Here is a 20,660-nt window from a genome sequence, read left to right as displayed (position 1 = left end):
TGTTTATTTTCGAATTTATTGTTTAACCCATGGGGTGTTTCCCGGCGTTACGCGGGGGGTTACACTCAACGCGGGCCCCCCCCCCCCCTGGTCGGGATCCGGGCGCACGGCGGGCAGCGGGGCAGATCAGATCAGCCCGTCCCACATCTGTTCGAGCAGCACCGACCACCAGCTCTCCGGCGACGCGAGCGCCGCCGGGTCCAGCGCCACCAGCTGCGCCTGGAAGTCGACCGTCCAACGGCCCGCCTGCTCCGGATTGAGACCGAAACGGAGCCGCCACATCCGGCCGAGGAGCGCCATCGAACGCGCGAACTCCGGCAGCCCCGTGTTCACGAACTGCGGCGGCACCGGCTGCCCGCCGGGACCCGCCTCGACCGGTACGGCCACGATGTTCGCCGTCCCGTACTGAACACAGATCGCCTTGCCGAAGTCGGACCCCATGACGAGATACGACCCCGCGTCGGACGCCGGCTGCACCTGCCGCTGCACCGCCAGCTCGGCCAGGGTCGGCACCACCGGCTGGCCCGGCTGCGCCCAGAAGAACGGACCGAAGTCGGCCGGCAGCCCCGCCCACACCAGAGTCCGCGCCACGATCTCGGGCACACCCTGCCGGGACACCGCCCGCTGGTCGAACCGGAGCACCCCCTGCGGCCCGAAGACCTGCAGCAGCTCCTCCGCGATGCCCTCCGGCGGAATCGGCATGGCGGGCGGCATCTGCGGCAGCGGGGCCCGGACCGGCGCCGGACGCGCCGGGCCGTCCGCGACCTGGTGCAGCTCACCCTGGTGCGTCAGCAGATGCTGCATGCCCTGCTGACGGCTCGCGTGATCGGTGCCGTACGGAGCGACGCTGGTGATCCGCACCTGCGGCCAGGTCTCCCGGATCATCCGCGCGCAGTAACCACCCGGCAGCTCGCACGACTCCAGCTCGGTGTGCAGCTCGATGACCTGCTGCGGCGGCACGTTCATCGCCCGCAGCTCGTGCAGCATCTGCCACTCCGGGTGCGGAGTACCGGGCGCCGAGCGGCGGATCAGCTGCTGCTCGCTGCCGTCGGGCGCGCGGAAGCGCAGCACGGCCTGGTATCCGGGACCGACGGTCGGCTGACCGGCCGGAGGCGGCGGATAGCCGTACGCCGGAGGCGGCGGGGTGTGCGGATTCGGCGGTACGGGACCGGGGGCGCCGCCCGCAGGCATGCCAGGGGCTCCGGGCGGGCCGGGCGGACCCGGCGGCCGCGGACCACCCGGACCCGGCTCGGCGAACATCGTCGCGGCGTGATGCACACCGCCGACCGACGGCGGCGTCGCCCCGGGCCGACCAGGAGGACCGGGCGGAGCGGGAGGCTGCTGCACACCCGGAACACCCGGAACACCGGGCGGACCCGGCGGCCGCGGACCACCCGGACCCGGCTCGGCGAGCATCGTCGCAGCATGGTCGAAACCGCCGTCGGACGGCGGCATCGGGCCGGGAGGAACGGGGGGCGCGGGGTGGGGCGCACCGGACGGGCCGGCCTGCGGGACGAGCTGCGTCGGGAGGTACCCGCCCGCCGGAGCACCGGGCGCACCCGGCCCCGAGGACGGCGCGACCGGCGCACCCGGCCCGGCGCCCGGAACACCGGGCACACCGGGCGGAGGCGGAGGCGCCGCCCCGCCGCCGCGCGCACCCCGCGGCGGCACCGCGGCCTTGCTCGTGGCCGCATCGGCGATGTCACCGTCACCGGAACGGCCGGGAGCACCGACGGGACCCGGTCCCGGGACACCCGGCCCGCCGGGATGACCAGGAGCGTGACCGCCGGGACCGGGCGCACCGGGCCCCTGCGGATTCAGGCCCGCGACGATCGCCGTCCGGGGCAACCGGCTGCCGCCGGACATCAGAGCGGTCGGCGCGTCAGCGCCCACCGTCGACGGCGGGGTGCCGTCGTCGGCGCCCGAGAGCGGCGGTGCGAACACGGTGGCCGGCAACGCGACCGCCCCGTCGTCGGAGCCCGCGTTGGTGTCCGTCCCGGCCCACGGGGTGTCCCCGGCGGCCGGCTTCGGAACGGAGGCCGGAACGCCGTCGGGAGCGGTGGGCTCGTGGTCGGTCTGCCCGCCGGGACCGGAAGCTGCCGGCGCGGGGGCCGCGCCGCGCTCCGCCCGCCGGTCGGGGATCCCGAGCTTGTCCGCCGCCTCCTGCAACCACTCAGGCGGGCTCAGCAGGAACGACGTCTGATTCAGATCGATACGCTCCGGCGACCCCGGCGCCGCCGGAGCCACGCCGACCGCGCCGTACTCCTCCTCGTACCGCCGTATCACCTCACCGACCGGCAGCCCCGGCCAGAGCGTGGCCTCACCACTGTCGCGGGCTATCACCATCCGCTGCCGGCCACCGTCCGAGACGGGGCCCTCCGCACGGTCCTCGGCCCACACCACGAAACCCAGCTCGAACTCGCGGACCCGCACCTCACGGTGCTGGTACCCGGGCACGTCGCCGTTGACCCACTCGTCCGCGCGCTCCTGCGCCTGCGCAAAGGTCACCATCGCGCTCACCCCTCCACCGGGACGGCCCGCGCGAAGCCGCCGTCCACCATCAGGTTCGCCACGGTCTCCAGCTCCGGCGGGTTGCCCGCCAGCCGCTGCAGGAAGGCGTCGAAGTCCACACCGCAGGGCAGCAACAGCCGGTCCACGCGCTCCTGCACGTTCCAGCCGTCCTGATCCCTGGCGTCGTCGTACGCGCAGAACCAGACCGAACCCGTGCCGTTGCCCCGGACCTTCACCGCGAGGACGCCGCCCTGGACGAAACCAACACCCAGGTAATCCTTGGTGAGATGGTCCCGCAGACACTTGTTGACGTACACCAGGTCGTTCACCGCGGCCTCCTCGCGCACGGTGAAGAACGGCTGGTCGACCAGGAGACCGAGCTCCGCGTCGAGCGCCGCACCGGCCGGGGCCGAACCACCGGCCGCCTTCAGGAACGAGCGGTACGCGCCCGGCAGCCGGTAACCGAGATCCTCCTCGACGCCCTGGACCTGCTGCTCGCTGACCGCGACCGCACCCTTCGGCAACCGGAAGTACGCGGGCCGGGTCTCCTGCAGCGGACGCGTGCCCCGCTTGTTCTGGTCGACCGGCGTGGACGCCAGACCGCCGTGGTGCCGGAGCAGTGCCTTGACCTCGACCGGCACGAGCTCCATCCGCCGGCCGCCCGGCACATGGTGCCAGGTCCAGCCGTGCGGCGTGGCGACCGCCGGGATCGTGTCCCACAGCTCGTGGCCACTCGCCGCCAACGCGGCATTGGCCGACACGTAGTCGGTGAGCCGCAACTCGTCGACGCCGAAACCCTGAGGGGGCTCGGCGATCTCGGCGGCGGCGCGCGCGTACGGCGCGAACACCGGACAGCCGTTCTCGTCCACGCGCACACCCCTGGGGTGGCGGGACGCCCGGACCGGATCCGGGAAGTGCACGACCTGCCCGGCGTAGGCCGCGTTCGGTGGCGCGGCTTGCTGCCCGAGCCGACCTGTCGTCATGGCGGTTGCCCCCTGCTGCGTCTGTCTGATGAGGACCGACCTGCCCGTGGGGGCGGTCCAGGCACAGCCTATGCGGTGGGGCAACAGGGGGTCTCGCCCCCGGGCGACCCTTCCGTCCCTCCTCCGGCTTCCCGTCCGTTTCGGTCACGAACCGTCACAGCTGGGTGACGGACCGGCGACGGTCGGGCCACTGTCCGCGACACGCAGGCACGTTTCACCGCCCCAGCTTCCCCACCGACTGGCACATTTGGCAGGCTGTCACCGCAACTCGGGGGGATGGCACGGGAGGGACATCCACACCATGCACACAACACAAACAGTCACATCCGGAGACCCGCGCCTCAGTTGGAGCGACACCGCACGCAGCCGCACACCCCATCTCCACCACCGCCGCGACGGCATCCTGCCGGCCGTGGCTGCCGCGCTGTCCGTACGCGGCGAGACGCTGACCTGTACCGCGGGCAAGGGTGACCAACCGCCCGTACTGCACCCGCTGGTACAGGACTTCCTCGACACCCTCACCAGCGGCCAGCGCGAACGGTTCACCGGCCGCTGCCCCGAGGCGATCCTGCTCTCCCGGCAGCTCGCCGCCGCAGAGACCGGACGCTCCAAACGAGCCCAGCGCAAACCGCTGACCAGCGGCGAGGCCCGGCGCGCACTGAAGCACGCGCGGCTCACCGCACGGCGCATCCGCGAGGACGGCGACCCGATGCACGGCAGTTACGCACCACCGTGCCGCTCCTGCACGGCGATGCTCGCCCACTTCGGCGTGCGCCCCGTCGACCTCACCACCACCAGCGCGGCGACCACCGCCGAGAAGGGCTGATCGCGCGCCGATGCACGACCGAACCGACCTTCCCGAACAGGCCGACCCCACGAACCACACGGACCGTGCCGCCGCCACCCGCTTCCCCGTCGCCGTCGACGCCGCCCTGCGCACCGCGGGCTGGCAGCCGGGACGCTGGGACATCCGGCAGGCGGAGGAATGGGCGGACGCACTGCGCTCCCACGCGTCGCCCGCCGGACATCAGCACGCGGTCTTCCCCGCCGCTGTGGAGGCATGGGCGGAGTTCGGCGGCCTGTACATCGCGGGATCCGCCCCGGGCCGGCAGATCGCACCGGCACCGGTACGGATCGATCCGCTGAGCGGACTGCATCTGGCTCGCACCCTCGGCGATCTGGGACGGGCGCTGGAGACCGAGGTCAGCCCGCTGGGCGAGGAGGGCGACGGGCAGGCGGTCCTCGCGATCGACGCCGAAGGACGCGTGTACAGCATCGACCACACCGGGGACTGGTTCCTGGGTGCGGACATCGACCAGGCGCTCGCGACGCTGGTCGGCGGGATCCAGCCCGAACGGCTGACCTCGGGCTGAGCGGGATCCGCGGCGGCCGGCCGACGGCATCGAACGGGTCCGCCGGCCGCTCCACCCCCGGACGCCCGGCCCCGGACCGGCGACCGGGGCACCACAGGGGCCGTACGCCCCGGAGCGGGACCGCGGGGCCCGACTACGCGGCGCCCCGGTCAGGAAGCACCGCCGACACCCGGAAACCCCCCGCGTCCGTCGGACCCGAGACGAACACACCGCCCAGCCCCAGCACCCGCTCCCGCATCCCCACCAGACCGTTGCCGCCGCTCGGCAGCCCCGCGTCCGCCGCCGCCCCGTCCGACGGGCCGTTCTCCACCTGCATCGCGACCTCCGAACCGCGGTGCGCCAACCGCACCCACGTCTTCGCACCCGCCGCATGCTTGTGCACGTTGGTCAGCGCCTCCTGCACCACCCGGTACGCCGTCTGTTCCACCTCGGGGGCGTACGGCCGCGCATCGCCGTCCACCGACAGCTCCACCGTCATCCCGGCCGCCCGGGACTGGCCGACCAGCGTCTCCACCTCGTGCAGCCGTGGCCCGTCCTCGGTGGCCGCCGCAGCCGCCGCAGCCACCGCCTCACCCACCGCAGCCAGTGGCACCCGGGCGGGCCGCACCGCCGTCGGATCCCCCGTCCGCAACACCCCGAGCATCTCGCGCAACTCGGTCAGGGCCTGTCTGCCCATGTCACCGACGAGCGCCGCGTTGCGTACCGCCTTCGCAGGATCCTTCGGGGCGACGGCCTGCAGCGCCGCCGCGTGCACCACCATCAGGCTGACCCGGTGCGCGACCACGTCGTGCATCTCCCGCGCGATCCGCGTCCGCTCCTCGGTGCGCGCCCACTCGGCCCGCTCCTCGGCCCGGTCCGCGAGCAGCGACAGCTCCCGCTCCAGCGAGTCCGCACGCTCCCGCAGGCTCTCCATCAGCCGGCGCCTGGCCCCTATGTAGAGGCCGAACAGCACGGGCGGCGCCGTGAGCCCGAGGGACATGAAGAGCGAAACCACCGGTACGTACCAGCTGTCGGGCCCGAAGTTCCCGGAGTGCACGGAGACGCTCTGCCGCAGCCGTACGTACGTGACGACGAACGTCCCGACCAGCGACATCCCCATGAGCACCGCGGTGATCCGGCGCGGCACGTCGGACGCGGCCAGCGTGTAGAGGCCGACCAGCCCCATCAGGAAGCCCATCTCGGCGGGCGTCGTCGCGATCGAGACCAGCACCACCGCGATCGGCCAGCGCCGCCGCACCACCAGCACGGAACCCGCGATCAGCCCGAAAACCACTCCGAGCGGCACCGGCAGCCCGGTGTCCCCCGCGAATTCCACCCCTTCCAGTGCGCATTCCAGCGCCGACAGGAGCGCGAGCCCCACGTCCAGGGCGACACTGCGCCGCCGTTCCCACCACCAATAGCCGCGGGCGGTCGTTCCCGCGCCTTCCAGGTGTGCCCCCGTTGCGGTCATGGCATCCAGACTACGGGCGGCCGCATCTCATTTTCGGACGACCTGGACAGCACGTCCCCCGTTCGAACAGGGCCGAAATGATCGACGATCGCCCGAAATGGCGAATCGGCCACTCTTTCGAACCGGACGTCCGAATTCCGGACAACGCTTGACCCGTGACGGAAATCACCAGCAAATACGCCGACTTCGAGGGCCTCCGCGAGCAGGCCGTGGCCCTCCGCCGCGAGGGCCTCAGCCGCCGCCGGATCCGCGACCGGCTGTCCGTGGACAACAACGACATCCTCAACCGCCTCCTGGAGGGCGAGCCCGCCCCGGAGTGGACGAAGCGCCCCAACGCCAAGGACGACCTGCGGGAGAAGGCCCGGGAGCTGCGGCTGCAGGGCATGACGTACGACCGGATACAGGTGGAGCTGGGGTGCTCGAAGAGTTCGATCTCGCTGTGGGTGCGAGATCTGCCGAAGCCTGAGCGCAACCGAACTCGGGAGGAGGCGTCAGCCATCGCCCGGCGGGGCTGGGAGGCGACGCTTCACAGGCGCGAGACGGAACGCCGGAGGACGAAGCAGGATGCGGCGGACGAGATCGGCACGATGAGCGCACGTGAGCTCTTCCTGCTGGGCGTCGGCCTGTACTGGTCGGAGGGGTCGAAGTCCAAGCCTCATCGCCTCGCGGAGAGAGTCACCTTCGTCAACAGCGACCCTCGGATGATCGAGGTCTTCCTGGCATGGCTCCGGCTCCTCGGCGTGAGCGCCCAGCATCTGCGCTTCCATGTACACATCCACGAGACGGCAGACGTGACCGCAGCCGAGCAGTACTGGAGGGAGCTGACCGGCGCCGACCCGGCGTCGTTCGGCAAGACATCGATCAAGAAACACAACCCCAGGACGAACCGGAAGAATGTCGGCGAGAACTACCGGGGTTGCCTGGTCGTACGTGTTCTCAAGAGTGCCGACCTGTACCGTCGCATCGAAGGCTGGTGGTGCGGCATAGTAGGGGCTGCAAAACGAGCCGATCATTAAAATCGGACATAAAAGGCATACCATCCCGGGTCGTCTAATGGCAGGACAAATGGTTTTGGTCCATTGAATGAGGGTTCGATTCCTTCCCCGGGAGCCCATGAGTACGGGCCCCGACCATCACGGTCGGGGCCCGTACTCATGTCCGCCCCGTACGCCCCCGGTATCCTGCGGGTGTCCACCACCCGAAGCCGAAGGGCACATCCGTGAGCGCCAACAGCCCGGCAGCCGTCGTCGTCCTCGCAGCGGGTGAGGGCACCCGCATGAAGTCGAAGACTCCCAAGGTTCTGCACGAGATCTCCGGGCGTTCGCTCGTCGGGCATGTCGTCGCCGCCGCCCGCGAGCTGGCCCCCGAGCACCTCGTCGTGGTCGTGGGCCACGCGAGCGAGCGGGTCGGCGCGCATCTCGCCACCATCGACAGCCGGGTGCGGACCGCGTACCAGGCCGTCCAGGGCGGCACCGGCCACGCCGTGCGCATCGCGCTCGAAGAGCTCGGCGGTGCCGTCGACGGCACCGTGATCGTCGTCTGCGGCGACACCCCGCTGCTCTCCGGCACGACGCTCGGTGAGCTCGCCGCCGCGCACACCGCCGACGCCAACGCCGTCACCGTGCTGACCGCCGAGGTCCCGGACTCCACCGGCTACGGCCGGATCGTCCGCGACGCCGCGAGCGGCGCGGTCACCGCGATCGTCGAGCACAAGGACGCCACCGACGCCCAGCGGGCGATCCGCGAGATCAACTCCGGGGTCTTCGCGTTCGACGGACGGCTGCTCGCGGACGCCCTCGGCAAGGTCCGCACCGACAACAGCCAGGGCGAGGAGTACCTCACCGATGTGCTGTCCATCCTGCGCGAGGACGGGCACCGGGTCGGCGCCTCGGTCGCGGCCGACCACCGCGAGATCCTCGGGATCAACAACCGCGTGCAGCTCGCCCAGGCCCGCGCCCTGATGAACCAGCGGCTGCTGGAGCGGGCCATGCTCGCAGGCGTGACCGTCGTGGACCCGGCGACGACGCTGATCGACGCCACCGTGACGTTCGAGCAGGACGCGATCGTGCACCCCGGCACCCAGCTGCTCGGCACCACGCACCTCGCCGAGGAGGCCGAGGTCGGCCCGAACACCCGGCTGACGGACACCACGGTCCACGCGGGCGCGCGCGTCGACAACACGGTCGCGGTCGAGGCGGAGATCGGCCCGGAGGCGACGGTCGGCCCGTACGCGTACCTGCGCCCGGGCACCAGGCTCGGCCCGAAGGCCAGGGCCGGTACGTACGTGGAGATGAAGAACGCCACGATCGGCGAGGGCACGAAGGTGCCGCACCTGAGCTACGTCGGCGACGCGACCATCGGCGATCACACCAACATCGGTGCCGCGAGCGTCTTCGTGAACTACGACGGAGTGGCGAAGCACCACACGACCATCGGCTCGCACTGCCGGACCGGCTCGGACAATATGTTTGTGGCACCCGTCACGGTCGGGGACGGCGTGTACACCGCCGCCGGCTCGGTCATCACGAAGGACGTACCGGCCGGTTCGCTCGCTGTCGCCCGTGGCCAGCAAAGGAATATCGCGGGTTGGGTGGCCCGCAAGCGTCCGGGCAGCGCCGCCGCGCAGGCGGCTCAGGCCGCCGCGGAGGAGACCGTCGGCGAAAGCTGACCGGAAACAGGTGCGCCGCGCACGGCGTACCGTGATAGATGCTCACCCCATTTCGGCTGGCTCGTTGCACATCGGGACAGATGCGTGCAGCGCCAGGAACACGTCTGAGGAGACTGTGCTGTGACCGGGATCAAGACGACCGGCGAGAAGAAACTGATGTTCTTCTCCGGCCGCGCCCACCCCGAGCTGGCCGAGGAGGTTGCGCACCAATTGGGTGTCGGCCTCGTGCCGACGAAGGCCTTCGATTTCGCCAACGGTGAGATCTACGTCCGTTTCCAGGAGTCCGCCCGCGGCGCCGACTGCTTCCTGATCCAGAGCCACACGGCTCCGATCAACAAGTGGATCATGGAGCAGCTGATCATGCTGGACGCGCTGAAGCGTGCGTCCGCCCGCTCCATCACGGTGATCGTGCCGTTCTACGGCTACGCCCGTCAGGACAAGAAGCACCGCGGCCGCGAGCCGATCTCGGCCCGCCTGGTCGCCGATCTGATGAAGACCGCGGGTGCCGACCGCATCCTCACGGTCGACCTGCACACGGACCAGATCCAGGGCTTCTTCGACGGTCCGGTCGACCACCTCTTCGCGCTGCCGATCCTCGCCGACTACGTCGGTGCCAAGGTCGACCGCTCGAAGCTGACGATCGTCTCCCCGGACGCCGGCCGCGTGCGCGTCGCCGACCGCTGGTGCGACCGTCTGGACGCGCCGCTGGCGATCGTCCACAAGCGCCGTGACAAGGACGTCGCCAACCAGGTGACCGTCCACGAGGTCGTCGGCAACGTCAAGGACCGGGTCTGTGTCCTGGTCGACGACATGATCGACACCGGTGGCACCATCTGTGCCGCCGCCGACGCCCTGTTCGCGCACGGTGCCGAGGACGTCATAGTGACGGCGACGCACGGTGTGCTCTCCGGGCCCGCCGCGGACCGGCTGAAGAACTCCAAGGTGAGCGAGTTCGTCTTCACGGACACGCTGCCGACCCCGGGCGAGCTGGAGCTCGACAAGATCACGGTGCTCTCGATCGCGCCGACCATCGCGCGCGCGGTGCGCGAGGTCTTCGAGGACGGTTCGGTCACGAGCCTCTTCGAGGAGCAGTAGCGGGACCGGTCGATCGAAGATCCACTTTGGGTGCGGCCTCCCCGCCGGGTAGACTCAGCGAGTTGCTCGGCGAGGGAGGCCGTACTCATAGGTACGGCGGTCCGTTATCGACGCGCTCTTCGTAGCAGGCCTGTCGTGGGCCGGGTGACCATCCAGTTTCGTCACCCTACGAGGAGTGCAGTCATGGCAGAGATCAAGCTCGCCGCCCTTCCCCGCACCGAGTTCGGCAAGGGCGCCGCCCGCCGCGCCCGTCGTGAGAACCAGGTTCCCGCGGTCGTCTACGGCCACGGCGCCGAGCCGGTCCACGTCACCCTGCCGGCCCACGATCTGCTGCTGGCGCTGCGTACCGCCAACGTCCTGATCGGTCTGGAGATCGAGGGCAAGGACGCCCTGGTCATTCCGAAGGCTGTGCAGCGCAACCCGCTCAAGGGCGACATCGAGCACGTCGACCTGCTGACCGTCACGCGCGGCGAGAAGGTCAACGTCGAGATCGCCGTGCACGTCGAGGGCGACCTGGCCCCGGGCGGCAACCTGCTCGAGTACGTGCAGAACACCCTGCTCGTCGAGGCCGAGGCCACCCACATCCCCGAGTCCGTCACGGTCTCCGTCGCGGGCCTGGACGCCGGTGACTCCATCCTCGCCAAGGACATCCCGCTGCCCTCCGGCTCGGTGCTGGCCGGTGACGAGGACGCCATCGTGCTGCAGGTCGTCGCGGCGCAGGCCGAGGAGCCGGCTGCCGAGGGCACCGAGGCCGCCGAGGGCACCGAGGCCTGAGCCTCGCCCTCCACGCTTCACCTGCTTCACTGACGGGGCGGCGGTTCCTTCCCCAGGGACCCGCCGCCCCGTTTCCCTTGTCCATCACCGCATGCATCCGCAGTCAGCCGTACGCGAGGAGACCGAGCGCAGATGTCCGTAGCCACCGACCCCTGGCTCATCGTGGGCCTCGGCAACCCCGGTCCCGAATACGCGGCGAACCGGCACAATGTCGGCTTCATGGTCGCCGATCTCCTGGCCGAGCGGATCGGGGGGAAGTTCAAGCGGGGCCAGAAGGCCCAGGCGCAGGTGGTCGAGGGCCGTATGGGGCCGCCCGGACCTGCCAACCGCCGTGTGATCCTGGCCAAGCCGATGTCGTACATGAATCTCTCGGGCGGTCCGGTCACCGCGCTCCGCGACTTCTACAAGGTGCCGACCGACCACGTCGTGGCGATCCACGACGAGCTGGACATCGATTACGGGGTGCTCCGGCTGAAGCTGGGCGGCGGCGACAACGGGCACAACGGGCTCAAGTCGATGACCAAGTCGATGGGGCCGGACTACCACCGGATCCGGTTCGGGATCGGTCGTCCGCCGGGGCGGATGCAGGTCGCGGACTTCGTGCTGAAGGACTTCTCGTCCACCGAGCGCAAGGAGCTCGGTTATCTGGTGGACCGGGCCGCGGACTCGGTGGAGTGCCTGCTCGCGGAAGGGCTTGAGCGCGCGCAGAGCGCGTACAACTCATGAGATAGCAGGGCGATTCCGGATCATTTCTGGCCATGGAATGACCGTGAGTTGACCGAAAGCGTTCGCCTGCCCAAAGATCGCTCCCCATGAAGCGGAGCACCTCCCACCGCGCGCTGCACTACGGCCGCAACGCCGCCCTGGGCTGCGTCGTCCTGCTGCTGCTCGTCGCGGGCGTCCTGTCGTCATGGGCCTCGGCGCAGCACATCGTCCTCGCCAAGGGCCGTGAGCACGGCTCGATCACCGTCACCGGCTGCGGGGCAGACGTGTGCACGGGGCCGTTCGCCCCGACCGGGCAGGCCACCGCGCGCTCGCGTGTGACGATCGCGAGGTCCGTCGCGGTGAAGAAGGGCGGCACCTATCCGGTCGTCGTGAAGCCCGGCACGGACGAGGTCGTCCGGACAGGACTTCCGGGCTTCCTGCATTCCTGGGTGCCGCTGGGCGGCGCGCTGCTGCTCGCCGCGCTGATCATCGGGGGTGGTCTGCGGCTGACCCGGACCGCGTGGGGCACCGGGATCGCGGGGGCGGCCCTGCTGGTGGCGACGTTCATCGCCCTCTGAGAGTTCCGGCGGGACCGCCCCCGCTCACCGCACGGGGGATCAGCCGGTGTTGCGCAGACCCGCCGCGACACCGTTCACGGTGAGCAGCAGGGCCCGGGCGAGGAGCGGGTCGGCCTCCTCGCCGCGCTCGGCGGCGCGGCGCTGGCGGGCCAGCAGCGAGACCTGGAGATACGAGATCGGGTCCAGGTAGGCGTCACGGATCGAGAAGGTCTGCTGGAGCACCGGGCTGGTGCCGAGCAGTTCGGTTCCGCCGGTGACCTTGAGGACTTCCTCCACCGTCAGCGCGTGCTCGGCCTCGATGTCGGCGAAGACGTGCTTCAGCTCGTCGGGGACGAGCGTGTCGACGTAGTGGCGGGCGATCCGCAGGTCGGTCTTGGCGAGGGTCATCTCGACGTTCGAGATGAAGTTCCGGAAGAAGTGCCACTGTTCGTGCATCTCGTCCAGGACGGTGTCAAGACCGGCTTCGCGCAGCGCCTTGAGCCCGGAGCCGACTCCGTACCAGCCGGGCACGATCTGCCGCGACTGGGTCCAGCCGAAGACCCAGGGGATGGCGCGCAGTCCGTCGAGACCGGCGCCGGAGTCCGGGCGTCGCGAGGGGCGCGAGCCCAGGTGCAGTTCGGCGAGCTGGTCGACCGGGGTGGACGCGAAGAAGTACGCGGGCAGGTCCGGGTCCTCGACCAGCTTGCGGTAGGCGCTGTGCGCTGCGTCGGAGACGGTGTCCATCGCCGCGTCCCAGCGGGACAGCGCCTCGTCGGACTGACGGGGCGCGGTGTGCAGGGCGGAGGCCTGGAGGGTGGCCGCGACGGTCAGTTCCAGGTTCTCCCGGGCGAGCGCGGGGATGAGGTACTTGTCGGAGATGACCTCGCCCTGTTCGGTCACCTTGATCTCGCCCTCCAGCGTGCCCCAGGGCTGCGCGAGGATCGCGTCGTGCGAGGGGCCGCCGCCGCGGCCGACGGTGCCGCCGCGGCCGTGGAAGAGGCGCAGCCGTACGCCGTAGCGGTGCGCGACGTCGCGAAGCCGGCGCTGCGCCCGGTGGATCTCCCACTGGGAGGTGGTGATGCCGCCGAACTTGGAGGAGTCGGAGTATCCGAGCATGACCTCCTGGACGTCGCCGCGGAGGGAGACGAGCCGCCGGTACGAGGGGTCGGCGAGCATTTCGTCGAGGATCACGTCGGCGGCGCGCAGCTCGTCGGTGGTCTCCAGGAGCGGCACGATGCCGATCTTGGCCCAGCCGCCGTGCAGGTCGATCAGTCCGGCCTCGCGGGCGAGGACGGCTGCGGCGAAGACGTCGTCGGCGCCCTGGCACATCGAGATGATGTACGACTCGATGACCTCGGGTCCGAACCGTTCGAAGGCTTCCTTGATGGTGTGGAAGACACCGAGGGTCTTCTCGCCCGCGGCGTCCAGCGGGGCGGGGGTCGGGGCGAGGGGGCGACGGGAGCGGAGCTCCTTGGCGAGGAGCTTCTGCCGGTAGTCGCGCGGCATGTCGGCGTACCGCCACGATTCCTCGCCGAGCCGGTCGAAGAGCTGGCCGAGGGTGTGGTGGTGCGCGTCGGCGTGCTCGCGCACGTCCATGGTGGCGAGCTGCAGCCCGAACGCGGAGAGCGTACGGATGGTGCGGTCCATCCGGCCGTCGGCGAAGAGGCCGCCGCGGTGCTCGCGCAGCGAGGTCTGGATGAGCACCAGGTCCTCGAGGAGTTCGGCGGTGCCGAGGTAGTCGCAGCCGGGGCGGTGCGGGGTGCCTGCCGCGAGTCGTTCGCGGGTGTTGACGAGCTTCTGCCGGATGCAGGTGGCCTTGAGGCGGTACGGCTCCTCGGCGTTCAGCCGCTTGTAGCGGGGGCTGATCTCGGGCAGTCGTTCCAGGTCGGCCTGGAGGGAGGCCAGCAGCTCGTCGGTGGCGCCGGTGTAGCGGATGGAGTTGGAGAGCAGTCCGCGCAGGTAGTCGATGAGTTCCAGCGCGTCGGTGATGCCGTGCTCGTGCTGCAGGATCAGCACATCCCAGGTGACGGCGGGCGTCACGTTGGGGTTGCCGTCGCGGTCGCCGCCGATCCAGGTGCCGAAGGTCAGCGGACGGGTGCCCGCGGGCAGTTCGACGCCGACGCGCTCCAGTTCGGCCGCGAGGTCCTCGAGTACGTCCCCGACGGCGTTGGCGTGCAGCTCGTCGAGGTAGTAGATGGCGTTGCGTGCCTCGTCGGCCGGTTCCGGGCGGACCACGCGCAGTTCGTCGGTCTGCCAGATGAGGTCGATGTTCTCGGCGAGCCGCAGGTCGAGGCGGCGCCGGTCGGCCTCGATGACCGGCGTCTCCAGCAGCTCGGCGATGCGGCGGAGCTTGTTCAGTACGGAGCGGCGCGCGGCCTCGGTCGGGTGCGCGGTGAAGACGGGCCGTACGTTGAGGTTCTTGACGGTCTGGCGCAGGTGTTCCGGGTCGGCGTCCTTCAGCCGGTCGGCGGTACGGGCCAGCAGCCCGCCCTCGGCGGCGCGCCGATCGCGCATCTCGTGGGCGCGGTGGACCTGCTCGGTGACGTTGGCGAGGTGGAAATAGGTGGAGAAGGCGCGGACGAGCTGCGCGGCGGTCTCCAGGTCGGTGTCGCCGAGGAGTTCGGCGGCGGCCTCGCCGTCGGTACGGGTGAGGGCGCGGACTCGCTCGACGAGGTCGAGGAGTTCCTGGCCCTCCTGACGTACGAGGGTCTCGCCCAGCAGGTCTCCGAGGCGGCGGATGTCGGCACGCAGCTCGGGGCTGGCGGCGGGGGTCTGGTCGGCACTGCTCACAGTGTGCGGCTCCTTGCAGTGATTGAGGAGGTGCGTCGCGATACGTCTCCCGGACAAGGTGCCGACGGGAGACGGATGGGCACTTCGGTCCGGGGTCCGCGGCTGCAGCGGTGCTGTCACCACCCCGGCAAAGCGAGTGCGGACCGCGCTGTCCGACGCCTCCAGGATAGGTGTCCGTGCTGTCGGCGCTCCCCTCAGCCCTCGTCGGTCCGGTGGAGAGGTAGCTCCGACGGCGCAGCTCTCGTGCTGCGGGCTGCTCCGCTGTCATACTTACGAAGCCGTAGGTTACGGATGCGTAGCCAGAGCTGTCCTCGACTCCTCACCCCACGGGGGACTCCCCATGAAGAACAGCCCCGACGTGATCGACGACGTCCCGGCGCCCGAGGCCGGCGGTCCGGCCCTTCCTTCCGCCACGCTCGGCGGCGACAACAAGCGGTCGGTCGAGCAGATCGCGCTGCTGCTGTTCATCGTGGTGCCGTTCGTGGCCCTGGTGGCGGCGGTGCCGTTGGCCTGGGGCCGCGGTGTGAGCTGGCTCGATCTGGGCCTGCTGGTCGCCATGTACTACATCGGCTGCCACGGCATCACGATCGGTTTCCACCGCTACTTCACCCATGGTTCCTTCAAGGCGAAGCGTCCGCTCCACATCGCCCTGGCGGTCGCCGGGTCGCTGGCCGTGGAGGGTCCGCTGGTCCGCTGGGTCGCCGACCACCGCAAGCACCATCGTTTCTCCGACGCCGAGGGCGATCCGCACTCTCCGTGGCGGTTCGGCGAGACGCTCCCGGCCTTGATGAAGGGATTGTGGTGGGCGCACATCGGGTGGATGTTCGACGAGGAGCAGACACCGCAGCAGAAGTACGCCCCGGATCTGATCAAGGATCCGGCGCTCCGGGGGATCTCCCGTCACTTCCTGACGTTCACGATCGTGTCGCTGGCGGTCCCGCCGCTGATCGGCGGTCTGGTGACGATGTCGTGGTGGGGCGCGGCGACCGCGTTCTTCTGGGGCTCCCTGGTACGGGTGGCCCTGCTGCACCACGTCACCTGGTCGATCAACTCGATCTGCCATGCGGTCGGCAAGCGCCCGTTCAAGTCCCGTGACCGGTCCGGCAACGTGTGGTGGCTGGCGGTCCTGTCGTGCGGCGAGTCCTGGCACAACCTGCATCACGCGGACCCGACGAGCGCCCGGCACGGCGTGATGAAGGGCCAGGTCGACTCGAGCGCGCGGCTGATCCGCTGGTTCGAGAAGCTCGGCTGGGCGTACGACGTCCGGTGGCCGGACCCCGCCCGGATCGAGTCCCGCCGCATCGACTCCCGGCGCGAGCCCGTACACGTCGACGCGGCATGATTGACAACGTGGCGACCGACGGCAGCACGAGCAGCGAGAAGAACCGTCCCTCACCCGCGCGGCGTACCCGTCGAGTGAGGATGACCGGCAAGGAACGCCGCGAGCAGCTGCTGGACATCGGTCGCATCCTCTTCGCCGACAAGGGCTTCGAGGGCACTTCGGTGGAGGAGATCGCGGCTCGCGCCGGTGTCTCCAAGCCGGTGGTCTACGAACACTTCGGCGGCAAGGAGGGTCTCTACGCCGTGGTGGTCGACCGGGAGATGCGCCAGCTCCTCGACATGGTCACCGGTGCGCTGACCGCGGGTCACCCGCGCGAGCTCCTGGAACAGGCGGCGTTCGCGCTGCTCGACTACATCGAGACGTACACGGACGGTTTCCGCATCCTGGTCCGTGACTCCCCGGTCGCCCAGTCGACGGGCACGTTCGCGTCCCTGATCAGTGACATCGCCACCCAGGTGGAGGACATCCTGGGTCTGGAGTTCAAGGCGCGCGGCTTCGATCCGAAGCTGGCCCCGCTGTACGCGCAGGCGCTGGTCGGCATGGTGGCGCTGACGGGCCAGTGGTGGCTGAACGTCCGCAAGCCGAAGAAGGCGGAGGTGGCGGCGCACCTGGTGAACCTGGCCTGGCACGGTCTGGAGAACCTGGAGTCCAAGCCTCGGCTGATAGGCCACCGGAAGAGCTGAGACCTCCCTCCGGACCGGGCCGGGCACGGCGCACCGGTCCGGTCCGGTCCGGTGCGTGAGCAGGATCCCGCTCCCGTGCCCGCTAGCCCTTGTCGACCGGCCGGTAGGTGCAGACGTGCACCCCGGCTGCACTGGTGACCGTGGAGACCAGTTCCAGCGTGCGCAGCGCGCCGTCGCCGGGGAAGATGGTCTTCCCGCCGCCGAGGATCACCGGCATGACCATGAGCCGGAGCTCGTCGACCAGGCCCTCGTGCAGAAGGGTGCGGACGAGCGTGGGGCTTCCCATGACCAGCAGGTCGCCGCCGTCGGTGCCGTGCAGCTCCCGGATCCGGGCGACGGCCTTGTCGCCCGCGATGAGCGTGGTGTTCTCCCAGGTCAGCGCGGATTCGTCCAGCGTCCGGGAGACGACGTGCTTGGGGATGGCGTTCATCCGGTCGGCGAACGGGTCGCCGGCCCGCTCGGGCCATGCCGCGGCCATCGTCTGCCACGTCCGGCGCCCGAACAGCAGTGCGTCCGCCTTGGCCAGCGCGTCGTCGAAGGCGCCGCCCACCGCCTCCGGATCGAAGAACGGGTGCGACCAGCCGCCGTGCGCGAAGCCGCCGTCGGTGTCCTCGTCGGGTCCGCCGGGCGCCTGCACGACACCGTCCAGGCTGATGAACTCACTGACCACGATGCGCATGGGACTGGCTCCTCTTCCTCGCTCCGGGTGTACGGCAACAGAGACCGTCGCGCCGCCCGGAAATCATCGCGCCCGCCCGGTCCCGTCGGGCCGGCGCCGCGCACGCGGGGGCGGACGGCCTTGCCGGCCCCTGTCGCGGACGGGGCCGGGGCGGCCGCCGCCCGGTCGTGCCTCCCCTCCCCCGCCTGCTTCAATACACAGGTGATCGAATCCGTGATCGATTTCGTGGTGCTGGGTGTGGTGGCTTCGCTCGTCGGCGTGCTGATCCGCCGCAGGCACCGGCAGCGGTCGGAGCCGGCCGCCACCGGGGCACCGGCCGGCATCCCCTGCATGATGAGGTGGCCCGCCCGGGGCGGCCGCTGGCGACCCGGACACCTGCTGGTCCACGCGGTACCGCCGGCCTGGCGCGCTTCCTACGGCAAGCAGTTGGTCGTCCTCCCCGACGATCTGCGCCGGACCGCGGTGCGCGCCCCGTCCACGCGGGAAGGGCTGGTCATCAACCCGGGATCGCGGATCGTGGAGTGCGAGTCGTCCGGTGGGGAGCTGTCGATCGCGGTCATGCCCGCGGATCTGGAGCAGGTGACCAGGGCGCTGGACGCCTGAGGGACGGTCCCGGTCAGGTCAGCAGGGCGGGCTCCGAACCTTCCGGGGCGGCCGGTCGCACATGACCGGCCGCGGCGGTCACCGGGACTCCTTCCGGGCCACGGCGAAGATGCGGCGGAACGGGAAGACGGTGCCGTGCGGGCCCTTCGGGTAAGCGGCGCGCAGCAGGTCGCGGTATTCGGCGAGGAAGGCGTCGTGCGCCTCGGGGTCGTCGGCGAGCGCCGTCAGGACGGGGCGCAGCCCGGTGCCCTTCACCCAGTCGAGCGCGGCGTCCTCGCCCTGGAGGAGGTGGAGGTACGTGGTCTCCCAGACGTCCGCCGTGATGCCGGGACCCGTCAGGGCGTCGAGGTAGGCGGCGGGGCTCAGCACCGCGTCGCCGTGGCGCAGGAGGCCGGCCAGGCGGGGGCGCCAACGCGGCGACTCGGCCAGCTCGCGCATCAGGACGTGGGTGGGCTGGTCGAAGTTTCCGGGGACCTGGAAGGCGAACGTGCCGCCCGGGGTGATGCCGTCCAGCCATGCGGGGAAGCGGTCGGTGTGGTTCGGGACCCACTGGAGCAGCGCGTTGGAGACGATCAGGTCGTACGGTTCCGCCGGCGTCCAGGTGCTCGCGTCGGCCTCGGCGAAGTTCAGGAGCGGGGTGGCGTGGGCGCGGGCCTTCTCCAGCATCTGGGGGGAGTTGTCGTAGCCGGTGATCCGGGCCGCCGGCCAGCGGTCCGCGAGGAGTGTAGTCACGTTGCCCGCTCCGCAGCCCAGGTCCGCGATCCGGGGCGCGGCGGCCTCAGGGAGCTCGGGGATGCGGGACAGGAGGTCCCGGAAGGGGCGGGTGCGGTGGTCCGCGTGACGGAGGTACTGCTGCGGGTCCCAGGTGGGTGTCGTCATGCCACCCAGGATCACCAAGAAAGTATCTTGATGTCAAGACACTTGAATTCAAGAGACTTCATGTCGACAGACCCTTTACACTGATCCACATGGAGGACGAGGTTGACCGGCTGGTCGCTGCATGGCGTCGCGAGCGCCCCGACCTCGACGTGGAACCACTTGAGGTGCTCAGCCGCGTCTCGCGCCTGGCCCGGCACCTCGACCGGGCCCGCAGAATCGCCTTCTCGGAGCACAATCTCGAGCCGTGGGAGTTCGACGTACTGACGTCGCTGCGCCGCGCCGGCGCCCCGTACCAGCTCTCCCCCGGCCAACTGCTCACGCAGACACTGGTCACCTCGGGCACGATGACCAACCGCATCGACCGGCTGACCAAGAAGAACCTCGTCGAACGGCTCCCCGATCCGAGCGACCGGCGCGGCGTGCTGGTCCGGCTCACCGCCGAAGGGCGTGACAAGGCCGACCAGTCACTGGCCGGACTGCTCGCCCAGGAGCGTGCCATCCTCGGCGAGCTCTCCCGCCGGCAGCGCGGAGAACTGGCCGGCCTGCTACGCCAGTTGACCGCCCCGTTCGACAACATCCCCGGCTAGCTCAGCCGGTCCGACACCGGCCCGTCTGGCCAGCGCCACCGCGGCCAGCGTCGAGTGCACGCCCAGCTTCCCCAGCACGTTCTGCATATGCGTACGCACCGTGTGCGGGGAGAGGTACAGCCGCTCCGCCACCGCCTTGCGGCCCAGCCCCGCCACCATGCAGCGCAGCACCTCACGCTCGCGCGGGGTGAGCGACTCGACCAGCTGCTCGCTCTCGGTGCGATGCCTGCGGGCCGCCGTCAACTCCCGCAGGACGCCGGTCAGCAGCGCCGGAGGCAGATGCGTCTCGTCTCGGAGCACCCCCCGGATGACCGTCAGCAGCCGTTGCAGCGAGCAGTCCTTGGCGACCCAGCCGGACGCCCCGGCCTGCAGCGCGAGCGCCGCCCTGCGCGGGTCGTCCTTCTCGGCGAGCACCACCGTACGGACCGACGGCTGGCCCGAACGGACGCCCGCCACCAGCGAGATCCCGTCGACCGGGGGGTTCTCGCCACTGTTCGGGGCAGGGACCGGGACCGGTCCGGGGACCGAGCGCCCCGCCGCCGTCGGCCCGATGCCCAGTTCGGCGTCGACAAGGATCACGTCGTACCGGCGGCCCTCGGCCGCCGCGCGTTCGAGACACCGGAGCGCGGCCGGGCCACTGCCCGCCGCCGCCACGTCGACGTCCGGTTCGGCCGCGAGAGCCGCCGCGAGCGACTCGGCGAAAATGCGGTGGTCGTCCACCACGAGAACCCGGATACGAACCACAGGCACCCCCATGCTGCGTCTTTTCCCTGGGCCACCCCCGGGCCCCCGTTGGGGACGGACAGCTGCGGGAACGACGCCCGGAGCGATGAGGTGAATCGCAGTCCTACGGCCGCCGCCGCATGCCGACTGCCACCCCGCTCCGGGCGTCGTTCCCGACTGTCTCGTACCCCTGAATCAGCACCGGCCCCCACCGGTGCTGTGCATCAGCGTACGGCTGGGGGCCCGGAGCGGAAGGAA

General features: G+C 70.7%; 19 protein-coding genes and 1 tRNA gene. 13 read left to right on the top strand and 7 right to left on the bottom strand.

What is annotated here, in order from left to right:
• Positions 1–126 precede the first annotated feature (126 nt).
• Together ACFVXE_RS06380 and ACFVXE_RS06375 are read right to left on the bottom strand one after the other, a co-directional pair.
• Positions 127–2,511 (bottom strand): SUKH-4 family immunity protein, encoded by a 2,385-nt coding sequence (locus tag ACFVXE_RS06380; protein WP_389669701.1) that lies wholly within the window; start codon positions 2,509–2,511, stop codon positions 127–129.
• A gap of 5 nt (positions 2,512–2,516) precedes the next feature.
• Positions 2,517–3,494, bottom strand: a complete 978-nt coding sequence (locus tag ACFVXE_RS06375; protein WP_389669699.1) for an SMI1/KNR4 family protein — start codon at positions 3,492–3,494, stop codon at positions 2,517–2,519.
• Positions 3,495–3,795: 301 nt separating this feature from the next.
• On the opposite strand from ACFVXE_RS06375, the gene ACFVXE_RS06370 reads away from it, so the two are divergent.
• Both ACFVXE_RS06370 and ACFVXE_RS06365 read left to right on the top strand, forming a co-directional pair.
• A complete protein-coding gene (locus ACFVXE_RS06370; RefSeq protein ID WP_389669697.1) occupies positions 3,796–4,320 on the top strand; it encodes a YwqJ-related putative deaminase in 525 nt (174 codons plus the stop codon).
• A gap of 10 nt (positions 4,321–4,330) precedes the next feature.
• Positions 4,331–4,867, top strand: coding sequence for an SUKH-3 domain-containing protein (locus ACFVXE_RS06365; RefSeq protein WP_389669695.1), 537 nt, complete (start codon positions 4,331–4,333; stop codon positions 4,865–4,867).
• Positions 4,868–5,000: 133 nt separating this feature from the next.
• Here ACFVXE_RS06365 and ACFVXE_RS06360 read toward each other — a convergent pair whose 3' ends face one another.
• On the bottom strand, positions 5,001–6,317 hold the full coding sequence (locus ACFVXE_RS06360; protein WP_389669693.1) for a sensor histidine kinase: 1,317 nt from the start codon (positions 6,315–6,317) through the stop codon (positions 5,001–5,003).
• A 155-nt stretch (positions 6,318–6,472) separates the two neighbouring features.
• On the opposite strand from ACFVXE_RS06360, the gene ACFVXE_RS06355 reads away from it, so the two are divergent.
• The 7 genes from ACFVXE_RS06355 (at position 6,473) to ACFVXE_RS06325 (ending at position 12,137) form a co-directional block, all read left to right on the top strand.
• Positions 6,473–7,333 carry a hypothetical protein gene (locus tag ACFVXE_RS06355; protein WP_389669691.1) on the top strand — a complete coding sequence of 287 codons (861 nt, stop codon included), beginning with the start codon at positions 6,473–6,475 and terminating at the stop codon, positions 7,331–7,333.
• A gap of 23 nt (positions 7,334–7,356) precedes the next feature.
• Positions 7,357–7,427, top strand: a tRNA-Gln gene (locus ACFVXE_RS06350).
• Between the two features lie 109 nt (positions 7,428–7,536).
• On the top strand, positions 7,537–8,985 hold the full coding sequence (gene glmU / locus ACFVXE_RS06345) for a bifunctional UDP-N-acetylglucosamine diphosphorylase/glucosamine-1-phosphate N-acetyltransferase GlmU (protein ID WP_389669689.1): 1,449 nt from the start codon (positions 7,537–7,539) through the stop codon (positions 8,983–8,985).
• A 120-nt stretch (positions 8,986–9,105) separates the two neighbouring features.
• Positions 9,106–10,080: a ribose-phosphate diphosphokinase gene (locus tag ACFVXE_RS06340; RefSeq protein WP_389669687.1), complete on the top strand. Its 975-nt coding sequence runs from the start codon at positions 9,106–9,108 to the stop codon at positions 10,078–10,080.
• Positions 10,081–10,263: 183 nt separating this feature from the next.
• Positions 10,264–10,854, top strand: coding sequence for a 50S ribosomal protein L25/general stress protein Ctc (locus ACFVXE_RS06335; RefSeq protein ID WP_389669685.1), 591 nt, complete (start codon positions 10,264–10,266; stop codon positions 10,852–10,854).
• Positions 10,855–10,986: 132 nt separating this feature from the next.
• Positions 10,987–11,580: an aminoacyl-tRNA hydrolase gene (gene pth, locus ACFVXE_RS06330; RefSeq protein WP_389669683.1), complete on the top strand. Its 594-nt coding sequence runs from the start codon at positions 10,987–10,989 to the stop codon at positions 11,578–11,580.
• Positions 11,581–11,666: 86 nt separating this feature from the next.
• Complete coding sequence (locus ACFVXE_RS06325; protein WP_389669681.1) at positions 11,667–12,137, top strand: hypothetical protein; 471 nt, start codon at positions 11,667–11,669, stop codon at positions 12,135–12,137.
• A gap of 39 nt (positions 12,138–12,176) precedes the next feature.
• Here ACFVXE_RS06325 and ppc read toward each other — a convergent pair whose 3' ends face one another.
• Complete coding sequence (ppc, locus tag ACFVXE_RS06320) at positions 12,177–14,906, bottom strand: phosphoenolpyruvate carboxylase (protein ID WP_389669679.1); 2,730 nt, start codon at positions 14,904–14,906, stop codon at positions 12,177–12,179.
• Positions 14,907–15,246: 340 nt separating this feature from the next.
• Here ppc and ACFVXE_RS06315 point away from each other — a divergent pair, with 340 nt between their 5' ends.
• Both ACFVXE_RS06315 and ACFVXE_RS06310 read left to right on the top strand, forming a co-directional pair.
• Positions 15,247–16,248, top strand: a complete 1,002-nt coding sequence (locus tag ACFVXE_RS06315; RefSeq protein ID WP_389669677.1) for an acyl-CoA desaturase — start codon at positions 15,247–15,249, stop codon at positions 16,246–16,248.
• Positions 16,245–16,931: a TetR family transcriptional regulator gene (locus ACFVXE_RS06310; protein WP_389669675.1), complete on the top strand. Its 687-nt coding sequence runs from the start codon at positions 16,245–16,247 to the stop codon at positions 16,929–16,931. The genes ACFVXE_RS06315 and ACFVXE_RS06310 overlap by 4 nt, the downstream gene beginning before the upstream one ends.
• Positions 16,932–17,013: 82 nt before the next feature.
• Here ACFVXE_RS06310 and ACFVXE_RS06305 read toward each other — a convergent pair whose 3' ends face one another.
• Positions 17,014–17,610, bottom strand: coding sequence for a dihydrofolate reductase family protein (locus ACFVXE_RS06305; protein WP_389669673.1), 597 nt, complete (start codon positions 17,608–17,610; stop codon positions 17,014–17,016).
• A gap of 201 nt (positions 17,611–17,811) precedes the next feature.
• Between ACFVXE_RS06305 and ACFVXE_RS06300 the strand changes: the two genes are divergently transcribed.
• Positions 17,812–18,213, top strand: coding sequence for a hypothetical protein (locus ACFVXE_RS06300; RefSeq protein ID WP_389669671.1), 402 nt, complete (start codon positions 17,812–17,814; stop codon positions 18,211–18,213).
• Between the two features lie 78 nt (positions 18,214–18,291).
• On the opposite strand, the gene ACFVXE_RS06295 is transcribed toward ACFVXE_RS06300, so the two are convergent.
• Complete coding sequence (locus ACFVXE_RS06295) at positions 18,292–19,092, bottom strand: trans-aconitate 2-methyltransferase (protein ID WP_389669669.1); 801 nt, start codon at positions 19,090–19,092, stop codon at positions 18,292–18,294.
• An 89-nt stretch (positions 19,093–19,181) separates the two neighbouring features.
• Here ACFVXE_RS06295 and ACFVXE_RS06290 point away from each other — a divergent pair, with 89 nt between their 5' ends.
• A complete protein-coding gene (locus ACFVXE_RS06290) occupies positions 19,182–19,679 on the top strand; it encodes a MarR family winged helix-turn-helix transcriptional regulator (RefSeq protein ID WP_389669667.1) in 498 nt (165 codons plus the stop codon).
• Here the strand turns inward: ACFVXE_RS06290 and ACFVXE_RS06285 are convergent.
• Positions 19,638–20,423, bottom strand: coding sequence for a LuxR C-terminal-related transcriptional regulator (locus tag ACFVXE_RS06285; protein WP_389669906.1), 786 nt, complete (start codon positions 20,421–20,423; stop codon positions 19,638–19,640). The genes ACFVXE_RS06290 and ACFVXE_RS06285 overlap by 42 nt on opposite strands.
• Positions 20,424–20,660: the final 237 nt, after the last annotated feature.

Origin of the sequence: Streptomyces sp. NPDC058231 (assembly GCF_042882275.1) — a bacterium.
Lineage (GTDB): Bacteria > Actinomycetota > Actinomycetes > Streptomycetales > Streptomycetaceae > Streptomyces.
Note: the sequence above shows the minus strand (reverse complement) of the source record. Positions and strands in the feature narration are given on the sequence as shown.